The sequence below is a fragment of the Polaribacter sp. M10 genome, assembly GCF_054968445.1.
On record NZ_JBSSBG010000008.1, the window covers coordinates 24783 to 47456 of the forward strand.

The window sequence follows — 22674 nt, forward strand, 5'->3', positions numbered from 1 at the left end:
ACAATGAAAAAAATAATAAATAAATATATAGGAAGGTTGTCATACATGCTGTTACTCCTAATAAGTATATTATCAGCTTGCGAAGATAATTTTGATGAGTCTGCTTTTGACACCAATGTTTCTGTAAACATCAATTCGTTTACCGTAAATAATGTGAATGCAGAAATCAATCATCAAGAAAGTAAGATAACAGCTACATTACCTTACGGAACAAATATTACAGCTATTACTCCAGAAGTTGCAATTCCAAATGGTACTAGTATTATTCCCGAACTAGGAACTAGTATTGATTTTAGCAATACTGTAACTTATAGTGTTTACGGAGGAAATATCTTTAAAAAATATGAAGTGAATGTTGGGACAGAAAAGCCAATTAAAAGCTTTAAAATTGGAGATCTTTCTGCCAATATTAATCATAATTCTAAAGTAATTTCATTAACAATGCCTGAGGGAACTGATTTAACCTCGTTGCAACCTACTTTTGAATTATCAGAAGGAGTAACTGCAAGTATTAGTTCTGGAAACACTATTGATTTTTCTAGCCCCGTAAAATTCAATGTTATATCAACAGGGTTAACTGAAGAATATACTGTTATCATTACCACTCCTGTTAGTGGACCCGTGATTGCTTTTGTAGGAACGTCAGCTTCTAAGCAAGCTATTTCAAATCTAGATGAAGCTGCTGCTTCAGATTGGTTATTTGCAAACTATTCAGGAGCTCAATACATCTCATTTACCGATATTAAAAACGGAGCTTCTTTAGATGAATTTGATGTGATTTGGTGGCATTATGATGAAGCTACAAATTTACCAACTATTGCTTTAGATGCTAGTGTTACTACTGCATTAAAAAATTATCAAAATAATGGCGGAAACTTGTTGTTAACCACATTTGCTTCTCAATATGTAGAAGCATTAAATATTGTTCCTTCAGGTAAAGGCCCCAATAATGTTTTTGGAGATTTTCTTCCCAATGGTTTTGTAGATGGTAACTCGTGGGGAATGTCATTTGTAGGTCACGAAGATCATCCTATCTTTTTAGGTTTAGAAACTTTTGCTACAGGAAAAGCCAATTTACTAGAAGCAGGAACTTTTAGGCTAAACCATACAGCATGGTGGTTTTTACCAGAATGGGGAGGTTATAATGATGGTGCTGGTTGGAGAGATCAAACTGGAGGAAATAATTTAGCTAGTGAAGCTTGGGATGATGGCTTAAATGGTCGTGTAACCATCGCAGAATTTCCTGGAGGCTCTTCAGATATTCATACTGTTGTTATTTCTATGGGAGCTTATGATTGGTATAATGAAGATGATAGTAGCGGAACACCAAGTCAAGCCAATGGTTTTATTGATAATATTAAACTATTAACAGCTAATAGTCTAAACTATTTAGCAGATAATTAAAATTTAAAAAGATGAACTTAACGAATAAAATTCTTATTTACCTATCCGTGTTTACCATTTTGGCTTGCTCAAATGATGATAACACATTTACTCAAGTCCCTGTAGATCCAGGGACTCAAACAAACATATATCCACTGCCACCAGAACAATGGTTAGGAGAAACAGATCCATATTACACATCTGGTTATGTAGGAGATATTATGCCTTATTACAATGATGGAAAGTTTAATTTGTTCTTTCTACACGATGCTAAAACAAAACCAGTTGGTAAAGGGTTTCATGATATACATAATTTTGAAACAACAGATTTTACGGAATTCAACTACAAAGGTAGAATGATACCTTATGGAGAGACAGACGAACCAGACTTTGCTGTAGGAACAGGTTCAGTCATAAAATCGGGAGATACTTATTATTTTTACTATACAGGTCATAACGGAAATACTCCTTATGTACAAAATAACCCTAGAGAGAGTGTTTTGTGTGCTACGAGTACAGATTTAGAAAACTGGACAAAATTGGACAATTTTAAAATGACTGCTCCATCTGGTTATACAGATTTTGATTTTAGAGATCCACATGTTTTTTATAATGAAGACGATGGGAAATATTGGATGTTGATGTCTACACAAACAGATCCCGCTAGAAAAGCTGTTCTTTTGTTGTTTACTACAGATGACCTTGCTAGCAATAACTGGACTATACAGAATCCTATTTACACTACTACTCCTCAAGAGAATTACCTTATGTTAGAGTGTGCCGATATTTTTAAGATGGGAAATTACTGGTATTTAATATTTTCTGAAAACTGGAGTAATTATACAGGGACTCATTATAGAATAGCAACTTCTCCTAACGGACCATGGACAACACCTGCTATAGATCGTTTTGACGGAAGCTATTTATATGCAGCTAAAACTGCTTCTGATGGAAATAAACGTTATTTATTTGGTTGGACTGCTAGAAAATCACCAGAAAACAATACAGGAAATAAAGAATGGGGAGGTAATATTGTTACGCATGAACTTATTCAAAACAACGATGGTACTTTAAGTGTTAAACAACCTGAAAGCATTGCTCCTGTTTACACAAACAATGCAACATTAACGGTAGAAAATACAATGGGTACTGTTACTCAAAACAACAATACATTTACGTTAGATGGTACTTCTAGTGACGCACTTGTAACATTCGATAAACTAAAAAAATCAAATCATATTGAATTTAAATTAGAGATGCAATCTAATGGAGATTTTGGAGTATTATTAAATCACGATACAGAAAATAATACTGCTTTTAAATTTGCTTTTGAACCTGGTTTCAACAGAGTAGCAGCTTACAATGTTAACGATGGCAATGATTTATATTTAAACCATGTACCTTTTAATTTTACCACTAATACGGAATACAAAGTAAGCATCACCACAAACGAAGATATTTGTGTGCTTTATATTAACGATGAGGTTGCATTTAGCAATAGATTATATGATGTTACAGGAAAAAAATGGAGTTTATTTAGTAATAATAATCAAACTGTATTCTCAAACTTAAGCTTAAAAAATCCTTATTAATATGTTCCATAATAAAGACTTAAAATTTGTTAGTTACGGCGAAGTATTATTTGATGTTTTTAAAAACGCTAAAAAAATAGGAGGAGCTCCATTAAATTTAGCCTTGAGAATTAAATCTTTTGGTTTTCCTGTATCAATGATCAGTGCAGTAGGAAATGACGAAGATGGAAATATATTAATAGACTATATACAAGACCATGAAATAGATGTTTCTGGAATTATTGTAAAAGATAATTATAATACTGGTTTAGTAACTGTTGAGCTTAGTCAAAGTGGTTCTGCTTCCTATACAATTGAGCATCCTTCAGCATGGGATAAAATTGAGACCAATGATACATTGAAAAACATAGTTTCTCCTTCTGATGTTTTCTTATACGGAAGTTTAGCTTGTCGAGATGAAGTTTCTAGAACAACCTTATACAATTTGCTAGAAAACAATAAATCTTATAAGGTATTTGATGTAAACTTAAGAGCTCCACATTATAAAATAGAAACCTTAAAAGAGTTAATGAATGCGGCAGATTTTATTAAGTTTAATGATGAAGAATTGTTAGAGATTTCTGCAGAATTAGGTTCAGCTTCAAAATCTATTGAAGAAAATATTCACTTCATTTCTCAATACACCAACACTGATAGTATATGTGTTACAAAAGGAAAACATGGAGCAGTATTGTTATGGAAAGGTGTTTTGTATCATAATGCAGGTTTTTTAATAAAAGTAATTGATACTGTTGGGGCTGGTGACTCTTTTTTGGCTTCGCTGATAACACAATTACTAAGTAATGGAAACCCACAAAAAGCAATTGATTTTGCTTGTGCTGTTGGTTCTATTGTTGCAGGTCACGAAGGTGCCAATCCAGAAATTAAAGAAGAAGATATTTATCAGTTTTTAAATCCACAGAAACAATAAAATAATTATTGATTATTCATATAAAAAGGCATCTAAAAAAATAAATTTAGATGCCTTTTTTATGTTTAAACACCTAATCACTATCACTTTTTCTCCGTTAATAAAAATAATATATTTCATCTACTATTTTATTATATCTGTCATTTGTAGTCTTTTTATTGTTCCCTTAATTATGTAACAATTTACTCTTAGTAAAACATATAAAAAACACTGTAACTATATCATAAGTACTAGTTACATAATCATAATTAAAAAAATAAAATTAGACTTAAGTAACTATTAAACTCCATATAGAACAAGGTGTCTTTACCTCTCATTGAACTACTTATCAAATCCTTATTAGTTTGATACAAACACTAAACAATAATCACTTATTTGTAAATAATTTAGAAAACAGTAAAAACTATTATTAATAAACTTTAAATTATTCTAAAATGAAAAAAATTACTTTAAAATTAATAGCTGTCTTTTTCTTATTACAATGCTACAATTTGAAAGCACAAACTAAGAGTATCGCCTTTTTAGGTCAAGCTCCTACTTATAATGATAATATTTCTGCTGCTGCTGATGGATTCACTTATGATGATGATAGAGCAGCTGCTGTATGGTTTATGGATGTTTTTATTCCGTCTCAAGCAGATATTAGTGGAACCTATTTTTCATTTCAAGATGTAGCTGAAGGTGCTGATATCAGTAGCTATGATGCTATTTGGATACAAAGTGATGGTGCAACTTACCCAGAACGTTTAAATGAATGGCCTAGAGGAGTTACTGAAGGAGATGGTGTTACAAGACACTGTGTAATTAAAGAAACTGGTTTTGAATGGAATGGTGGTGATGCTGCTTGTATAGCTTTAGAAGATGCTTTTATTAGTAGTATTCGCTCTTTCTATGAAGCCGGAGGAAACATTTTTTTAGGAAACTATGCAGGTAAAGCTTTAGAAGTTATTGGTGCTTTTGATGGTTTAACTAATCCTTGGGAATATAGACCTAATCAAACTTTTGGAGATGTTACAGTAAATGCTGCGAATACTGCTGGTGCTTGGAACACTAACTGGAGTGGTAATTCTTCTAGTTCTTATATTTCAGGCATCACAACAACTACAGCTACCTGTTCTTTTTCTACACAATCTATTGAATTTTTATCAGCTGACACTGAAAAGAAAAACCGTGCATGCCAATATAATTTAGATTTTGGAAGAATTTATGATGATATTGGTGGAACCATTGCTGATCGTAGAACTGAATTTGAAAATATTTTAAACGCTGAAATATTACTAGACAATTGTGATGGAAACGAAATACAAGGCGCACAATTTAACCCTAGAACTTCAGGTCTTGGAACAATTGTCTGGTACGGATCTGGTGTTTATGATTGGTATGCTCCAGGAACAGGAAACAATGATAATGTTAAATTACTAACAAAGAACACTTTATTAAGTTTGGCAGATGATGGAACAACTTTAACATCTAATAATCTTAACAATTCTGATAAAGTGTCTGTCTACCCAAATCCTATTGTAAATAATTTAAATATCAACTATTCAGGACAGGCTATGACATCTGTATATGATTTAAGTGGAAAAAAAATCTTAACTACAAACTCTAAAGATATTGATTTTAGTGATTTTTCAAATGGTATTTACATAATAAAGGTTGTTGATACTAAAACTAATCAAACCTATTTTTCTAAGGTTATAAAATAATATCCCCTTTTAATATTTTTAACTAAACTAAACGATACATCAATAATTAGGTGTATCGTTTAATTGTTAAATAGGATCAATCCCACAACTTTTGGTATTGATCCGAAAAAAATCCTCCGATTAAGACACTATTAATAGGATGAAATGTAAAGAAATGGAAACTGTAGAAAATAAAAAAGCCCCATTTTAGTGGGGCTTTCATCAAATTACTTTGATTTACTCTTTAAAAAGCGGTCTGGACGGGACTCGAACCCGCGACCCCCTGCGTGACAGGCAGGTATTCTAACCAGCTGAACTACCAGACCGTTGCTTTTAGCGGTTGCAAATATAATACAGTTTTTAATATCTGCAAACATAAAACAGAAAAAAAATTATTTTTTTTTTCTTTGTAACAAATATGCTGTTAAAATATCATTGTATCCTTTATTAATATCTACAGGAACATAATCAATCTTATATTGTAAACACTTATTTTTCAAATCACTAAAATACTTTAACGCCAATTCGTTATATTTTTCTTGAACATTCTCTGTAAAAACATTAATTACTTCCCCAGTTTCTACGTCAACAAATTTCTTTGGTGCATTATCAAAATTAAATCCGATTTCTGTTTTTTCATCAAACGTATGAAACAAAACTACTTCATGTTTATTGTATTTTAGGTGTCTTAATGCATCAAAAAGGGCTTCGTCTTCTTTTGTGGTCTGAAACATATCCGTAAATAAAAAAATTAAAGACCTTCTGTGAATCTTTTCTGCAATTTCATGCAAAAACAGATAGGTTTCTGTAGTTGCTGTAGAATTAGCGACCAATAATTGCTCTAATTGATGAATGAGCATTTTTCGATGTCGTTCGCTACCCTTTTCTGGCGCGTAATATTCGTATTTATCAGAATAAATGCTTAAACCCACTGCATCTCTTTGTCGTTTTAAAATTTCTATTAAAGATGCTGCTGCAATTGCCGAAAAACCAACTTTGTTTAGTTGATTAATGTTTTGCTTTTTTACTATTGGATAATGCATAGAAGCAGAATTATCAATAATAATATGGCATCTTAAATTGGTTTCTTCTTCGTATTTTTTGGTGTAAAGTTTTTCTGTTTTTGCAAATAATTTCCAGTCTATATGACGTGTACTTTCTCCTTTGTTGTATAATTTATGCTCAGAAAACTCTACAGAAAATCCGTGAAACGGACTCTTATGAATACCAGTGATAAAACCTTCTACAACTTGTTTGGCTAACAGGTCTAGGCTTTTAATTTCTGATGATTTTACTTCTGATAGCTTCATTCTACTTTTCTAATTTTTTCTGCCTTAAAACTATCGTCTGTACTTTGCAACAATTTATTGATTAATACAGGATTATAATTAGGATTTGCTGCCCTAAATTCTTCTACAATTTCAATTGCTTCTATTGATGAATAATGCCCAAATGAAGAAGTCAACCATCTTTTTGGAAAGAAAATATCGCCTGTAAGTTGCACTTCTTCTAATTTTGCCAACATTGGCCTTAAATGTTTAGATGCCGATGTTTGCCTTAAAGGATGATGAATATTATTTAAAGCGGCAAGCACCCAAGATTCGTTTTCTCTATTTTCTTTTAATAGCAAAGATTCCATAAAAAGATCTCTATCAGTAGATTTTGGCGCCAAAGAAGGTAAAAGCCAACTAAAACGTTTTGCTCTATCTGGGTTCGATATTCTTATCAATTGTTCTTCTAAGATTTCTTTTGATTTCGGGTGCTTGTAAATGGCTAATTTCATTGCTAAAGCAGTGTAATCATTTTCATTTAAATAAAGATTTTTTACTTCACCTTTTTTACTCCAAAGTGCATATAATGTTTTTTGAGAAGAACTATTATAACCGATTTGAGATAGTAATGTATACACAGTTTTTTTGATGTTTTTAGGCTTGTTTTTAGATAATACTTCCTTTAAAACTTTTTCTGTAATTGGCAACCAATCTTCCCTTTGTTTCTCGTTCAAGAATTTCCAAAAAATGGTGTTTAAACTACTGGTAATGTATCCTAAAATTAGTTCATTTTCCTCTATTCTAACATCCTCTAAATAAAATTTATAGACTTCTATTGGCTCTATTTCTCCAATTAACATGTTTTCGTACAAATTAATGAATTGATATCCTCTAGAAACCTCGTCTTTAAGATCTTTGTAGGTATAAACTTCATCTTTATAAATTGGAAAAACTCCATAACCAAATCCGTTTGTATTGTATAAAATTTGTCCTGGTTTAAAACCTTTTACAGCCTCTGTTAAATCGAAAGACTTGCCCATATTTTTTATATCGATATTTTTTACAAACCCTCTACCATCTTTTAATTGCACTTTAAAAGATTGAGTCCATATTTTATCTGAACCATCTTCTGCTTGTTGATGCAACACAAACTTGGTTACATTTCCTCTAGAATTGTATTCAATTTCTTCTGTAAAAATGGGTCTACCTGAAGAATTTACCCAAACATCAGACCATGTTTTTACATCAATAGTTGATTTTTTATCTAAGATGGTAACCAATTCTTCCCAATCTGCATTCGAATTTTTATAGGTTTTTATGTATTCTTTAATCCCTTCTTGAAAAGCGTCTTTACCCAATAAATTCTCTAACTGACGCATCATTATTGGTGCTTTATTGTAAATAATTCTGCCATACAAAGAACCTGCATTTTTAAGATTGTCTAATTTTTGGCGAATAGGATTTGTACCTTTTGTTCTATCTTCTGAATACGCACTTGGATAATGAGACATCATAAAACTTAAGCTATGATTGATTTCTGGATAAACAGGATTTACAATTTTATCTGCCATAAAATTGGCAAAAACTTCTTTCATCCAAACATCGTTAAACCAACGCATGGTAACCAAATCTCCAAACCACATGTGGGATGTTTCGTGCGCAATTAATTTTGCTCTTCTTAACTTTTGATTTTGAGTTGCATTTTTATCTAAAAACAATGAAGATTGTCTGTACTGAATTGCACCTACATGTTCCATCCCTCCATATTGAAAAGGCGGAATTGCAGCAAAATCCATTTTTTGAAATGGGAATTTTACATCTGTATATTCCTCTAAAAAATCGATTGCATTTTGATGAATTTTATACACTCTATCTACACTTTCGTCTATTTTTTCTTGATTGTTTTCTCTATATAAAAAACGCATATCAAAAGCACCAGGATTCTTGGTTTCTTCTGTAAATTTACCTGCCACAAAAGAAAACAAGTAGCTGCTCATTTTATCAGAAGTAGCAAAAGTATGTTCTGTAAACTCCCCTATATCTATCGCATTTTGTTCAAAAGCACCTGTTAAAACTTTCCAGTCTTTAGGCGCCGTTATTTTTAAGTTATATTTTGCTTTTAAATCTGGTTGATCCAAACAAGGAAACAATGTGCTTGCTCTATCAGGCACTAAAAGTGTGTATAAAAATTCTTTATTTCGATTTAGAGACTTTTCTCCTGCATTAAAAGTAATTTCAAGAGAATTATCGCCTAAAACTAAATCTTTTTTATCGATAATAATATGCTCATTAAAAGCATTTATTTCAACTTCTTTTCCGTTAACCAGCAAAGTTTTTAAACTAGACGCTTCTTCGTTAAAATCTAATAAAAGGTTTTCTTTTAAATCATGAACTGTAAACAGCATTTCTAATCTAGAGGCTATTGCAGTTTCTTTAAGTTTTGGTATTTTAAAATGCAAACTATACACAACATTAGAAATTTGCTGTTTTCTGTATTTTGCTAGTTCTAGAGAGATTCCTGTTTCTATGGTAGACTTTGAACTGTCTTGAAATTTATTGCATGAAACAATGAAAAGAAAGCACAAAAAAAAGATGGATTTATTCATTAAAATTAATTTTGGATTTACCACATAGCAACATAGTTTTTGCAACTTAAAGTATAAAGTTCTAAAATAAAAAAAGGTTTGACGTTAGCCAAACCTTTATGTTATTATAAATAGAATACCACTAAATAGCAGCATCAATTTTACTTGTATATACGTTTTTAGGTGCTACACCAACTTGCTTATCTACAACTTCTCCGTTTTTAAAGATTAAAACAGTAGGTATGTTTCTTACACCATATTTTGCGGCAAATTCTTGATTAGCATCAACATCAACTTTACCCACTACAGCTTTACCTTCGTATTCTGCGTGAATTTCATCAACAATTGGTCCAACCATTCTACATGGCCCACACCAAGCTGCCCAAAAATCTACTAATACTGGTTTGTCTGACTGTAATACTACTTCATCAAAAGTTGCATCTGTTATTTCTAATGCCATATTCTTTATATTTTTTTTTATTATTATTTTAATTTTGATATACAAAAGTAATCATTTTATTTACTTTACGGTTTTCAAAAAAATCGCTTTTTACTATTTGTGTATCAATTGTGTTTATGCTAACAACTTTGCATATAAATTTATAACATAGAAATTAAGTAGATGAACCCCAAAAACAGATTAAAACAACTCAGCTGCAATTGCCTGAATATTATCGCTTTTACCCATAGAATAGTAATGCAATACAGGTACACCTGCTGCTAATAATTCTTTAGATTGTTGAATGGCAAACTCAATACCTACTTGACGAACGTCTTTATTTGTTTTACATTTTTCTACTTCTGTAATTAATGTTTCAGGAATATCAATTCTAAAAACTTGTGGCAACAATTGCAAATGACGTTTTACAGCAATCGGTTTAATTCCTGGAATTATTGGCACGTTAATTCCTGCTTTTTTTGCAGCATCTACAAAGGCAAAATACTTTTGATTGTCGAAAAACATCTGTGTAACCACGTAATCTGCACCTGCATCTACTTTTTCTTTTAAACGTTTTAAATCGGTTTGCAAAGAAGGGGCTTCTAAATGTTTTTCTGGATACCCAGCCACACCAATACAAAAATCTGAGCAATTATTTGTTTCTACAACATCGTGTAAATATTTACCATCATTCAAATTTTGAATTTGTTCTACCAAATCTTTGGCAAAATGATTACCACCTTCATTTGGTTTAAAATATTTTTGATGACTCATGGCATCACCTCTTAAGGCCATCACATTATCAATCCCTAAATAATGGCAATCTACCAAAACATATTCTGTTTCTTCTTTTGTAAAACCTCCACACAAAACATGAGGTACAGTATCTACATCGTATTTATGCTTTATGGCTGCACAAATACCTACAGTTCCAGGACGCATTCTGGTAATTTTTCGATCTAACAATCCATCTTTTTCTATATATACATACTCTTCTCTAGATGTTGTTACGTCTATAAAAGGCGGATTAAATTCCATTAAAGGATCTATATTATTGTATAAATCTTGAATATTATTTCCTTTTTTGGGCGGAATAATTTCAAAAGAAAACAAGGTTTTTCCGTTTGCGTTTTTAATGTGATCTGTAATTTTCATTTTAATTAGTTGTTCGTTTTTGGTTTTTCGTTTTTGGTTTTATAACCCTAAACTTTTTACACTAAACTTATTTTTTGGGCGTTTCCTTTCAGGTCGCACTTTCCATTATATCTTTTTTGCTTTGTTCTCGATACAAATTTTTCGTTCCTCAAAATTCACTCGAACTGACAGCCAAAAAGGATGCCATTTCAATCGCTAACGCAACTTGTTTGCCAACGTTATTGCGAACTTAGTGAAGCAATCCGTAATTTAATTGAAGATTACTTCGTCATTTTTCTTTTTATCAATTTATTTTTATACCTAAAAGGTTTTAAAACCTTGCAGGATAGTTTATCTGAACAGACCTCACAGGTTTTTAAAACCTGTGAGGTCTAAAAAACTATTATTCTGTAAGATTAGGATGCAACCATTTTCTAGCTTTCTCTTTTGGTATTCCTTTTCTTTCTGCATAATCTGTAACTTGATCATCAGTAATTTTACCCAAACCAAAATATTTAGCTTCTTTATTGGCAAAATAATATCCAGAAACTGCTGCTGCTGGCCACATTGCCAAACTTTCTGTAAGCTTAACTCCTATTTTATTTTCTACATCTAACAAACTCCAAATGGTTTCTTTTTCTAAATGATCTGGACAAGCAGGATAACCTGGAGCAGGACGAATCCCTTTGTAACTTTCTTTGATTAAATCGTCATTGGTCAATTCTTCATCTACAGCATACCCCCAATGTTTTGTTCTAATTTGTTTGTGCAAATATTCTGCAAAAGCTTCTGCAAAACGATCTGCAATAGCTTGCGCCATAATTGCATTATAATCGTCTTCTTTAGCTTTATAACTGTCTGCTAACTCTTGTGCTCCAAAAATACCCACACAAAAAGCACCAATATAATCTGTTTTTTTAGTTTCTTTTGGCGCAATAAAATCGGCTAGAGCTAAATTTGGAATTCCTTCTCGTTTTTTTAATTGTTGACGCAAGGTTCTAAACACTACTTTATTAGATTTCTCGACTGCGCTCGAAATGACATTTTTGCTTCTATTTGGCTTCAGAGAAACTTCAATATCATCTTCATTAATAGCATTTGCCTCGAACAAACCGAAAATTGCTTTTGGTTTTAAAAGTTGCTTTGCAATGATTTCATCAATCATAACTTGCGCTTCTTTATACATGATTGAAGCTTGTTCGCCAACTACTTTATCCGTTAAAATGGCTGGGAATTTTCCATGTAAATCCCAACTTCTAAAAAACGGACTCCAATCGATAAATGGAACCAATTCTTTTAAACTTAATTGTTCTAAAGTCTGAATTCCTAATTGATTTGGTTTTACTATTTCTGAGGTTTCCCAATCGATTTTGTATTTGCGTTTGCGAGCTTCATCAATAGAAATATAAGATTTTTCTTTACCACGTTTTAAAAACTTGGTTCTGAATTCGTCATAATCTTTTTTCAGTTTTGCAACGTAATCATTATTGGTTTTCTTATTTAGCAAATCACCAACAACAGTTACAGCTCTAGATGCATCATTTACATGAACAACCGCATTTTTATATTGCGTATCTATTTTAACAGCCGTATGCGCTTTAGAAGTTGTTGCACCACCTATTAACAAGGGCAACTCAAAATTTTGACGCTGCATTTCTTTGGCCAAATACACCATTTCATCTAAAGAAGGTGTAATTAATCCGCTTAAACCAATTGCATCAACTCTTTCATCAATAGCAGTTTGAATGATTTTTTCTGGAGGCACCATTACTCCTAAATCAACAATTTCGTAGTTGTTACAGGCCAAAACCACACTTACGATATTTTTACCAATATCATGAACATCACCCTTAACAGTTGCCATTAAAATTTTACCAACAGGTTCTGATTTATCTGATTTTGCAGCTTCTATAAACGGATTTAAATAACCAACCGCTTTTTTCATGACACGTGCAGATTTTACAACTTGAGGCAAAAACATTTTTCCTGCTCCAAATAAATCTCCAACTACGTTCATACCAATCATTAAATGACCTTCTATGACTTCTATTGGCGCATTAGCTTCTTGTCTTGCTTGCTCTACATCTTCGATAATAAAAGCATCAATTCCTTTTACCAAAGCGTGCGTAATTCTGTCTTGTAGCGGATTTTCTCTCCAAGATAAATCAACTGTTTTTTCTTTTGTGGTTCCTTTTACAGTATCTGCAAAATCTAACAAACGCTCAGTTGCATCATTTCTTCTATCTAGAATTACATCTTCTATATGCTCTAATAAATCTTTAGGAATATCATCATATACCTCTAACATAGCAGGATTTACAATTCCCATATTCATACCAGCTTGAATGGCATAATACAAGAAAACAGAGTGCATTGCCTCACGAACTGTGTTGTTACCTCTAAAAGAAAAAGACACATTAGAGACACCACCACTTACAGAAACATTAGGTAAATTTTGACGCACCCATCTTGTAGCTTCTATAAAATCGATAGCATTTCTTCGATGCTCATCCATTCCTGTTGCTACTGGAAAAATGTTTAAATCGAAAATGATATCTTCACTAGGAAAGTTGACTTTGTTAACCAAAATATCATAAGAACGTTTTGCTATTTCTATTCTACGTTCGTAATTATCTGCTTGACCAACTTCATCAAAAGCCATTACAATTACAGCAGCTCCATAGCGTTTTATTTGCGTGGCTTCCCAAATAAATTTTTCTTCACCTTCTTTTAATGAAATCGAGTTTACGACACATTTACCTTGAACTACTTGCAAACCAGCTTCTATGATTTCCCATTTAGAACTATCAATCATCATTGGCACTCTACAAATATCTGGTTCTGCAGCAATTAAATTTAGAAAACGAACCATTGCTTCTTTTCCATCAATTAAACCATCGTCCATATTAATGTCGACAATTTGCGCACCACCATCTACTTGATGACGTGCAACTTCTAAAGCTTCATCAAACTTTTCTTCTTTAATTAAACGCAAAAACTTACGTGAACCAGCCACATTTGTACGTTCTCCAACATTGATAAAATTGCTGTTTTCGTTTAGAATTAATGGTTCTAAGCCAGAAAGACGCATATATTTACGCCCCTCTCCAACCTCTCCCCAAAGGGAAGAGGCTTTTGGTAATTTCTTATTTATATCTTTATCGCTCATTCTAAGAAGAAGTGCTTTTTTGTTTTGATTTTTATTCTTAAACTTTTACTCGTTAAGAAAAACTTAATTAAATAACATTCGGTTAGTTCTAAAAAAACTTAAACTAACTTCCCTTCCCTTTGGGAAGGGATTGAGGGATGGGCTCTTGGTTTATATTTTGCAGCAATATTTGCAATAACTCTAATGTGTTCTGGAGATGTACCACAACATCCACCAATAATATTAATTAAATTTTTCTTTAAATATTCTTCAATCTGCTCTCCCATTTCTTCAGGAGTTTCATCATACTCACCAAACGCATTGGGTAAACCTGCATTTGGATGTGCTGAAATAGCAAAATCAGTTTTATTGGCAATTGCCTCTAAATGTGGTTGTAATAAATTGGCTCCTAAAGCACAGTTAAATCCTACTGAAAGTAGAGGAATATGAGAAACAGAGATTAAAAATGCTTCTGCTGTTTGCCCAGATAAAGTTCTACCAGAAGCATCTGTAATTGTACCCGAAAGCATTACAGGAACTTCGATATTTCTTTCTTCTTTTACTTGTTCTATTGCAAATAATGCTGCTTTTGCGTTTAAAGTATCAAAAACAGTTTCTACTAATAATAGATCTGCACCACCATCTAACAACGCTTCTGCTTGCTGTTTGTAAGCAATTCTTAATTCATCGAAAGTTACAGCTCTATAACCAGGATCGTTTACATCTGGAGACATGCTTGCTGTTCTGTTTGTTGGTCCAATGGAACCTGCTACAAAACGTGGTTTGTGTGGTTCATTAGCCGTAAATTCATCTGCAACTTCTTTGGCTATTTTGGCAGATTGATAATTTAGCTCGTACACTAAATCTTCCATTTGATAATCTGCCATTGCAATTGTAGTACCAGAAAAGGTATTGGTTTCTATAATATCTGCACCCGCTTCAAAATATTTTCCGTGAATGGTTTTTATAGCTTCTGGTTGTGTAATAGACAACAAATCGTTATTACCTTGCAATGGAGTTGGGTAATCTTTAAAGCGTTCTCCTCTAAAATCTTCTTCTGTAAATTTATAGGCTTGTAGCATGGTACCCATTGCACCATCTAAAACTAAAATTCTTTCTTGTAAAGCTTTGTATATGTCTGACATATTTTATTATTCTATCATATGTCATCAGGAAAGTTGTAATTTTCGCTGTTATCTTTCGAATGTTAGAAGTTTATGAACTTCTGAATAACTGATTAATTTCAGTATACATTCGTAGAATGTAGCACCTTCTTTACTTTGTATTTATTTCAAAGTAAGGGTTGCCAAAGCTTCATTGGGTCTAATCCCTCTGCCTTTCGTGATAACGTATTAATAAGTTTATGAACTAAATTCGCAACAAAGTAACGAACTTTTTTTTGTTTTTTTGATAAATATCTTTCTTAGTTTACAATTGATGTAAAAAGAGATTATTCGAAGATGTCTGATGATAAGTACCTGTCTCCTCTATCGCAAATAATAGCTACAACCACTCCTTTATCTATAGCGTTTGCTACTTTTATTGCTGTTGCTACAGAACCACCACTACTCATTCCTGAAAAAATACCTTCTTCTTTTGCCAAACGAATGGTCATTTCTTTGGCTTCTTCTTCACCTACTTCTAATACTTGATCTATTTTATTTAAATTAAAAATAGCTGGTAAATACTCTTCTGGCCATTTTCTAATTCCTGGAATTTTTGCACCATCTTTAGGTTGAGCTCCAATAATTTGAATATTTTCATTCTTACCTTTTAAATAATCTGACACACCAGTAATAGTACCTGTTGTACCCATTGCTGAGACAAAATGAGTAACTTGACCTTCTGTATCTCTCCAAATTTCTGGACCTGTAGTTTTGTAATGCGCTTTTGGATTATCGAAATTATCGAATTGATTTAATCTAAAATATCCTTTTTTGTATTTTAATTTTAAGGCATGGTCAATTGCACCTTCCATACCTTTTTCTGCAGGCGTTAAGATTACCTTTGCACCATAAGCACGCATTGTTTTTACTCTTTCTATGGTTGAGTTTTCTGGCATTGTAATTACCATATTTACTCCCAATACTTTTGCCATTAACGCTAAAGCAATACCTGTATTTCCACTTGTGGCTTCTACTAAAGTATCTCCCTTTTTTATATTTTTTCTTTTTATAGCTTCAGAAATCATATAATAAGCAGCTCTATCTTTTACACTTCCTCCTGGGTTATTACCTTCTAATTTTAACAATAAAGTAACTCCCTCTTTTTTAAAAATGTTTTGAGCTTCCACCAAAGGTGTATTTCCTACAAAATCTATGATACTTTTAGTTTGCATTGTTTAATTTCTTTTTTGAAAAATATTATTTTCTGATTCTACAGTTACTACAGAATTTTCTAAAATTGATTCTGTAACACAAACATTTGCGCCAATAACAGAATTTGCGCCAATAACAACATCGCCTCCTAAAATAGTTGCGTTAGCATAAATTACTACTCCACTTTCTATGGTTGGATGTCTTTTTGTTGATGCCAAACTTTTTTTAACTTGAATACCTCCTAAAGTAACTCCTTGAAAAATTTGAACGTTGTCTTTGATAATAGTGGTTTCTCCGATTACAATTCCTGTGGCATGATCTATAAAAAAAGAATTGCCTATTTCTGCTCCTGGATGAATATCTGTACCTGTTGTGCTATGTGCATATTCGCTCATCATTCTTGGCAGCACTGGTACATTTAATTTTAATAATTGATGGCTTAAACGATGTACAGCTATCGCATAAAAACCTGGATAAGCTAAATATACTTCTTCTAAACTTTTACAAGCTGGATCGTTTTTTTCTGCTGCTATTGCATCCAAATCTAATTTTAGCCTAATTTCTGCAAAAGAACTTTTATAATCTGCCCACAATTGTTCGCCATTTTCTACAGAAAGTCTTGTTAAGATTTGAAGAAATTTATTTCTAGTATCTGCACCACTTTTTGCTAAATGATTTGTATCGAACAAATTATTAATTAATTGTTTTGTAAAAACCTCAACTGCATCTCTTAAACACATGCTGTAGTTTTTAAAATCAATTAATTGTTCTGTTGTTTTTATTTGTTCTGATTGTTTCATTTAAAATTTTAACTTTCGGGTGCTAACTCTACTTCTAAACCTTCTAAATCTGGTGTCATTTGTATTTGACAACCTAACCTGCTGTTATCTTCTACGTGAAATGCTTCTGCTAACATTGCGTCTTCATCATCTGTCATTTCCGGCAATTCGTGATCTGATTTTACATAACACTGACAAGAAGCACACATTGCCATTCCACCACATATACCAATAGTTCCTTCTTCTGCAAGTTCGTAAGAACGAACAACCTCCATCAAATTCATTGCCATATCTGTAGGTGCAACTACTTGATGAGTTTCACCATTTCTGTCGGTTATTTTTATGTTGATATCTACACTCATTTTTTTTATTTTTCCAAAAACCAAAATTAAGGAATTTGGATGGTTTAAATCCTTACTTATTTTAAAAACTGTAAGGCAATTTTGCTTTTAAATTTGCTTTTTGCTGAAAAGAAATCAATTGTTTTTTAAACTGGTTTAGCCCAGATTGAAACGGCATCCTTTTTATGCAAAAATTCTTTTCATTTTTTATGTGATATCCCAATCCAAAAAAATCTAAAAAAATGCTGATATACCATCAGCATAAAAAGATATAGTGGAAAGCTGGAAATAGCTTCTTATAAACTTTGTTGATAAAATACGTTAAACCTTACCAAAAAATTTATTCTATTGCTTTTACAACTGCTTTTGGCGCTTCTTTTTTAGTACCATCAAAACCTTGCACACCCCCAACTGTTGTGTATTTCATTACATATTTTTTATCTGGAAAAATTCTTTTATATGCACTTTGACACATTAAAGTTGCTTCGTGAAAACCACAAAGAATTAATTTTAATTTTCCTGGATATGTATTTACATCTCCGATTGCATAGATACCTGGAATATTTGTTTGGTAATCTAAAGCGTTATTTACTTTGATGGCATTTTTTTCGATTTCTAAGCCCCAGTTTGCAATTGGACCTAATTTTGGTGATAACCCAAATAGTGGAATAAAGTGATCTGTGTCTATAATTATTGCATCTTCTCCTTTTTTCTCTACAACAACACCTGTAACTTTATCATCGCCAATAATTCCTTTTACTTCAGCAGGAGTGATGATGTTAATTTTACCTAGATTTTTTAATTCTTGTGCTTTTTCTACAGAATCTAAAGCGCCTCTAAATTCGTTTCTTCTATGAATTAGTGTTACTTCTGATGCTACATCTGACAAGAAAATTGCCCAATCTAAAGCAGAATCTCCACCACCAGAAATTACTACTTTTTTATCTCTGTACAATTCGGGTTCTTTAATAATGTATTCTACACCATTGTCTTCGTACTTTGCTAAATTTTCTATTAATGGTTTTCTTGGCTCAAAAGAACCTAAACCACCTGCAATTGCAACAACTTTTGCATGGTGTTTTGTTCCTTTATTTGTGGTTACAATAAAAGTACCATCTTCTTGTTTGTCTATTGTTTCTGCTCTTTCTCCTAAAGTAAAACCAGGCTCGAATTGTTTAGTTTGTTCTAACAATTTGTCTGTTAAATCGCCTGCTAAAATTTCTGGATAAGCAGGAATATCATAAATTGGTTTCTTAGGATAAATTTCTGAACATTGACCACCTGGTTGTGGTAAAGCATCTATTAAATGACATTTTAATTTTAATAAACCTGCTTCGAAAATTGTAAATAATCCTGTTGGTCCTGCTCCGATAATTAGTATATCTGTTTGTATCATAATCTACTTTTTGTAGACCTTTCAGGATTTTAAAACCTGAAAGGTCTCAATCTTTCTACTTTTTTTCTACTAAACTTTTTGTGAATTCGTTTAGCTTTTCTACTTTTTCTTCAAAGTCTCCTTTGATAGTTTTTCTATACTCGTTTAAATTTTTCACTAAATCATCAATATTTTCTGGAATTACTTCTTCGAAAAATTGACGTAATCTTTTAGCTGTTGTTGGCGATTTTCCGTTTGTTGAAATTGCCACTTTTACGTTTCCTTTGGTTACAATTCCGCCCATATAAAAATCGCAATATGGTGGATTATCAGCAACATTAACTAAAATACTTCTTTTTCTACAATGGCTGTACACTGTTTCGTTAATTTTAGGAACATCTGTTGTTGCCACAACAATGTGTTTCCCTTTTAAATATTTTTTATGATATTTTTTATGAACTAATTGTACATTTCCTTTTTTTGACAAATTTACGGTACCTTCTCGAAATATGGGTGATACAATTGTTACATTAGCATCTGGACTCGATTTTAATAAAAAGGTTAATTTTTCTTCTGCCACAAAACCACCACCAACAATTAATACTTGTAAGTTTTTGGTTTTTAAAAAAATAGGATATAAATTATTTCTTTCCATCTCCTTTTTATCCCCCAAAGGGGGAATTTGATTCTCTGAACTTCTATTTTTTTCTAGTACTTTCACTATTTACTTATTGCTTCTTTTACAAAAGAAGTCATTATTGCTCTGTGCTTTACAACTTCTCCTAACACAATAATTGCAGGATTTTTTAATCCTTTTTCTGCAACAATATCTTCTATGGTATCTACAGTTCCAATTCCGATTTTTTCGTCTGGTCTTGTCCCATTTTGAATAATAGCCACTGGCAAATCATTTTTACTTTCAGCCTGAAATAAATTTACAATTTGAGGCAATTTGCTCATCCCCATTAACACCACAACTGTAGCATTGGATTTTGCTGCCAATTTTATATCTTCAGATATTTTGTGGTCTTTTGTTGTGCCTGTAATTACCCAAAAACTTTCTGAACTTCCTCTTTTAGTAACTGGTATATTTTGATTTGCAGCTACTGCCATAGATGATGAAATACCTGGAACCATTGCCACTTCTATTCCGAAATTTGCAGCATATTCCATTTCTTCTGCACCTCTACCAAAAATAAAAGGATCTCCGCCTTTTAAGCGAACCACATGACCAAAAGCTTTTGCTCTTTCTACAATGAGTTCGTTAATTTGTTCTTGTTGATAACGATAACAACCTCTACGTTTGCCCACAAATATTTGTTCTGCATCTGGGTTTATATAGTCTAATAATTCTTCGTTTACCAAAGCATCATATAACACTACATCTGCCGTTTTTAAAACCTTAATTGCTTTAACAGTAATTAAATCTATGTCTCCAGGCCCAGCCCCTACAACTGTTAATTTTGGTGTTTTAAAACTCATTTTTTTCTTTTTACTATTTACTGTGCAATTGTAGTTTCTGCTGCTCTAAAAGCTCTTACTTTTTGCAAAAATAAAGTTGCATCATTGATATATTTTTCTGCAAACTCTTTGGTTGGTGCAAATTTATTAATTTGATAGATCAATTCTGAAAAAGATGTACCTAAATCAATTTTACCAGATGCTACAAACAATTCATCGAATTGAGCAATAATACTTGCATGCGTATTTGTTTTCTTATTTTCTGCTAATAAAGATGCTTTTGCCGAATTTACAATTGATTGATATGTATAGTAAATTGAACCTGAATATACTCCGTTTTCTAAAGCTTCTTTAGCATTCTCTATTTTTTCTTCACTTTCCAAAAATAAAGTAGCAATTAAATCGATAACAACACCTGCACATTCTCCTATTCCGATTTCTTTTACATACTTTTCAGATTCTCCCCAATCAATAAAATCTTCTTGGGTTAAATTGGTAACATCTTGCAAATCGTTTAAGAAATTATAGAAATATTTTTCTCCTTTTTCTTTATAATACTCAACAAACTGTTTTCCGTTTGCATTTGCTTCGAAATCATTTAAAATTCTGCGCAAAGCTTCAGGTCCTCTTCTACTTGGTACTTTTACCACTTTGTCTGCAAAAATTCCATTACCATCACCTAAATTACCACCACCTAATAATACCTGTAAGGCTGGTGCAACTAATTTATCTGGCGTTCTTACTGTCATCCCCTGAAAACCAATATTAGCCATGTTATGTTGCCCACAAGCATTCATACATCCACTAATTTTAATGATTAAATCTTCATTTTTTAAATACTGAGGATATTCTGCTGCAATAACTCTTTCTAACTCTTCTGCAATTCCTGTACTACTTGCAATACCCAAATTACAGGTATCTGTACCTGGACAAGCTGTAATATCTACTGCTTTGTTATATCCTGCTTCTACAAAACCTAATTTTTCTAATTCTTGATAAAAATAAGGGACTAAATCTTCTTTTACAAAAGGAATTACAATATTCTGACGTAAAGTTAAACGGATTTCTCCTGCTGCATATTCATCAACTAAATCTGCTAATAATCTTGCTTTGTCTGTGTAAAAATCGCCTAATAAAACTTTAATTCCGATTGCAACATAACCTTCTTGTTTTTGCGGAATTAAGTTGGTCGATTTCCATAAATTAAAAGCTTCTTTGTTTTTAATTTCAACCTGAGGAACATCAACAGAAACTGGAGTTGAAGCAACATAAGCATCTGCATTTATGGCAACCGTTTTAAATTCAATTGCTTTTTGTTCTTTGGCTATTAAATCTCTAAAAGCCTCTAAACCAATATCTTTTAGCAAGAATTTCATTCTAGCTTTGGCTCTACTTTTACGTTCACCATATCTATCAAAAATTCTTAAAACACCCTCCATTACTGGAATAATTTTATCCGAAGGTAAAAAATTATACAATACCTCTGCATGTCTTGGCTGAGAACCTAAACCACCAGCAACCATCACTTTAAAACCTCTTACTCCATCTTGTATTTTTGCGATAAAACCTAAATCGTGTAAATAAGATAAACCTGTATCTTCATCCGTAGAAGAAAAAGAAACTTTAAATTTACGCCCCATTTCTTGACAAATTGGGTTACGTAAAAAGAATTTATACAAAGCGTCTGCGTAAGGAGAAACATCAAAAGGTTCGTTTACGTCTATACCAGCAGTTTCTGAAGCAGTTACATTTCTAACCACATTACCACAAGCTTCACGTAAAGTAACCTCATCTTTTTCTAATTCTGCCCACAATTCTGGGGTTCTATTTAAATCTACATAATGAATTTGAATATCTTGACGTGTTGTGATGTGTAATCTACCTCTTGAATATTCATCAGAAACTTCTGCAATTCTTCGTAATTGATTACTTTTTACTTTACCATAAGGTAATTTTATACGAATCATTTGAACACCTGCTTGACGCTGACCGTAAACTCCTCTGGCTAAACGAAGACTTCTAAATTTTTCTTCATCAATTTGTAAGTTATTGAATTTTGCAATTTTATCTGCTAATTCAATAATATCTTTTTCTACAACCGGATTTTCTATTTCTGTTTCAAAACTTCTCATAATATGCCCATACTAACCTCTTTTTAAAAAAATGAGGAACTCTTACTTGGGTGTAAGAATGTTTAATTATAATTTTCCTTTTTCCCTATAGGAGTAGTAGATTTTTAATCTAACCACTCCT

General features: G+C 32.2%; 17 protein-coding genes and 1 tRNA gene. 4 read left to right on the top strand and 14 right to left on the bottom strand.

Annotated features, from left to right (window positions below; translation table 11 throughout):
• The first annotated feature begins 3 nt into the window (after positions 1-3).
• From ACWYN7_RS09175 to ACWYN7_RS09190, 4 genes are all read left to right on the top strand, one after another.
• A complete protein-coding gene (locus ACWYN7_RS09175; RefSeq protein WP_462859621.1) occupies positions 4-1404 on the top strand; it encodes a DUF4960 domain-containing protein in 1401 nt (466 codons plus the stop codon).
• A gap of 11 nt (positions 1405-1415) precedes the next feature.
• Positions 1416-2975: a glycoside hydrolase domain-containing protein gene (locus tag ACWYN7_RS09180; RefSeq protein ID WP_462859622.1), complete on the top strand. Its 1560-nt coding sequence runs from the start codon at positions 1416-1418 to the stop codon at positions 2973-2975.
• 1 nt (position 2976) lies between these two features.
• Entirely contained in the window at positions 2977-3885 is a 909-nt protein-coding gene (locus ACWYN7_RS09185) for a carbohydrate kinase family protein (RefSeq protein WP_462859624.1), read from the top strand.
• A gap of 434 nt (positions 3886-4319) precedes the next feature.
• Positions 4320-5591, top strand: coding sequence for a DUF4960 domain-containing protein (locus ACWYN7_RS09190; RefSeq protein WP_462859625.1), 1272 nt, complete (start codon positions 4320-4322; stop codon positions 5589-5591).
• A 231-nt stretch (positions 5592-5822) separates the two neighbouring features.
• Here the strand turns inward: ACWYN7_RS09190 and ACWYN7_RS09195 are convergent.
• The 14 genes from ACWYN7_RS09195 to ACWYN7_RS09260 form a co-directional block, all read right to left on the bottom strand.
• Positions 5823-5896: transfer RNA gene (locus ACWYN7_RS09195), tRNA-Asp, on the bottom strand.
• A gap of 66 nt (positions 5897-5962) precedes the next feature.
• Positions 5963-6880, bottom strand: a complete 918-nt coding sequence (locus ACWYN7_RS09200; protein ID WP_462859627.1) for a DUF58 domain-containing protein — start codon at positions 6878-6880, stop codon at positions 5963-5965.
• On the bottom strand, positions 6877-9447 hold the full coding sequence (locus ACWYN7_RS09205) for a M1 family metallopeptidase (protein WP_462859629.1): 2571 nt from the start codon (positions 9445-9447) through the stop codon (positions 6877-6879). The genes ACWYN7_RS09200 and ACWYN7_RS09205 overlap by 4 nt, the downstream gene beginning before the upstream one ends.
• A gap of 121 nt (positions 9448-9568) precedes the next feature.
• Entirely contained in the window at positions 9569-9886 is a 318-nt protein-coding gene (gene trxA, locus ACWYN7_RS09210; RefSeq protein WP_462859630.1) for a thioredoxin, read from the bottom strand.
• Between the two features lie 180 nt (positions 9887-10066).
• Positions 10067-11020 (bottom strand): methylenetetrahydrofolate reductase [NAD(P)H], encoded by a 954-nt coding sequence (gene metF / locus ACWYN7_RS09215; RefSeq protein WP_462859631.1) that lies wholly within the window; start codon positions 11018-11020, stop codon positions 10067-10069.
• Between the two features lie 382 nt (positions 11021-11402).
• A complete protein-coding gene (gene metH, locus ACWYN7_RS09220) occupies positions 11403-14090 on the bottom strand; it encodes a methionine synthase (protein WP_462859716.1) in 2688 nt (895 codons plus the stop codon).
• A 176-nt stretch (positions 14091-14266) separates the two neighbouring features.
• On the bottom strand, positions 14267-15292 hold the full coding sequence (locus tag ACWYN7_RS09225) for a homocysteine S-methyltransferase family protein (protein WP_462859632.1): 1026 nt from the start codon (positions 15290-15292) through the stop codon (positions 14267-14269).
• A 305-nt stretch (positions 15293-15597) separates the two neighbouring features.
• Entirely contained in the window at positions 15598-16485 is an 888-nt protein-coding gene (gene cysM / locus ACWYN7_RS09230; protein ID WP_462859633.1) for a cysteine synthase CysM, read from the bottom strand.
• Positions 16486-16488: 3 nt separating this feature from the next.
• On the bottom strand, positions 16489-17265 hold the full coding sequence (gene epsC, locus ACWYN7_RS09235; RefSeq protein ID WP_462859634.1) for a serine O-acetyltransferase EpsC: 777 nt from the start codon (positions 17263-17265) through the stop codon (positions 16489-16491).
• 8 nt (positions 17266-17273) lie between these two features.
• Positions 17274-17606 (bottom strand): 2Fe-2S iron-sulfur cluster-binding protein, encoded by a 333-nt coding sequence (locus ACWYN7_RS09240; protein ID WP_462859635.1) that lies wholly within the window; start codon positions 17604-17606, stop codon positions 17274-17276.
• Between the two features lie 319 nt (positions 17607-17925).
• On the bottom strand, positions 17926-18981 hold the full coding sequence (locus ACWYN7_RS09245; protein WP_462859636.1) for an NAD(P)/FAD-dependent oxidoreductase: 1056 nt from the start codon (positions 18979-18981) through the stop codon (positions 17926-17928).
• Between the two features lie 55 nt (positions 18982-19036).
• Positions 19037-19615 carry a precorrin-2 dehydrogenase/sirohydrochlorin ferrochelatase family protein gene (locus ACWYN7_RS09250; RefSeq protein WP_462859717.1) on the bottom strand — a complete coding sequence of 193 codons (579 nt, stop codon included), beginning with the start codon at positions 19613-19615 and terminating at the stop codon, positions 19037-19039.
• Between the two features lie 65 nt (positions 19616-19680).
• Positions 19681-20442: a uroporphyrinogen-III C-methyltransferase gene (gene cobA, locus ACWYN7_RS09255; RefSeq protein ID WP_462859637.1), complete on the bottom strand. Its 762-nt coding sequence runs from the start codon at positions 20440-20442 to the stop codon at positions 19681-19683.
• Between the two features lie 17 nt (positions 20443-20459).
• Positions 20460-22553 (bottom strand): HEPN domain-containing protein, encoded by a 2094-nt coding sequence (locus tag ACWYN7_RS09260; protein ID WP_462859638.1) that lies wholly within the window; start codon positions 22551-22553, stop codon positions 20460-20462.
• Positions 22554-22674: the final 121 nt, after the last annotated feature.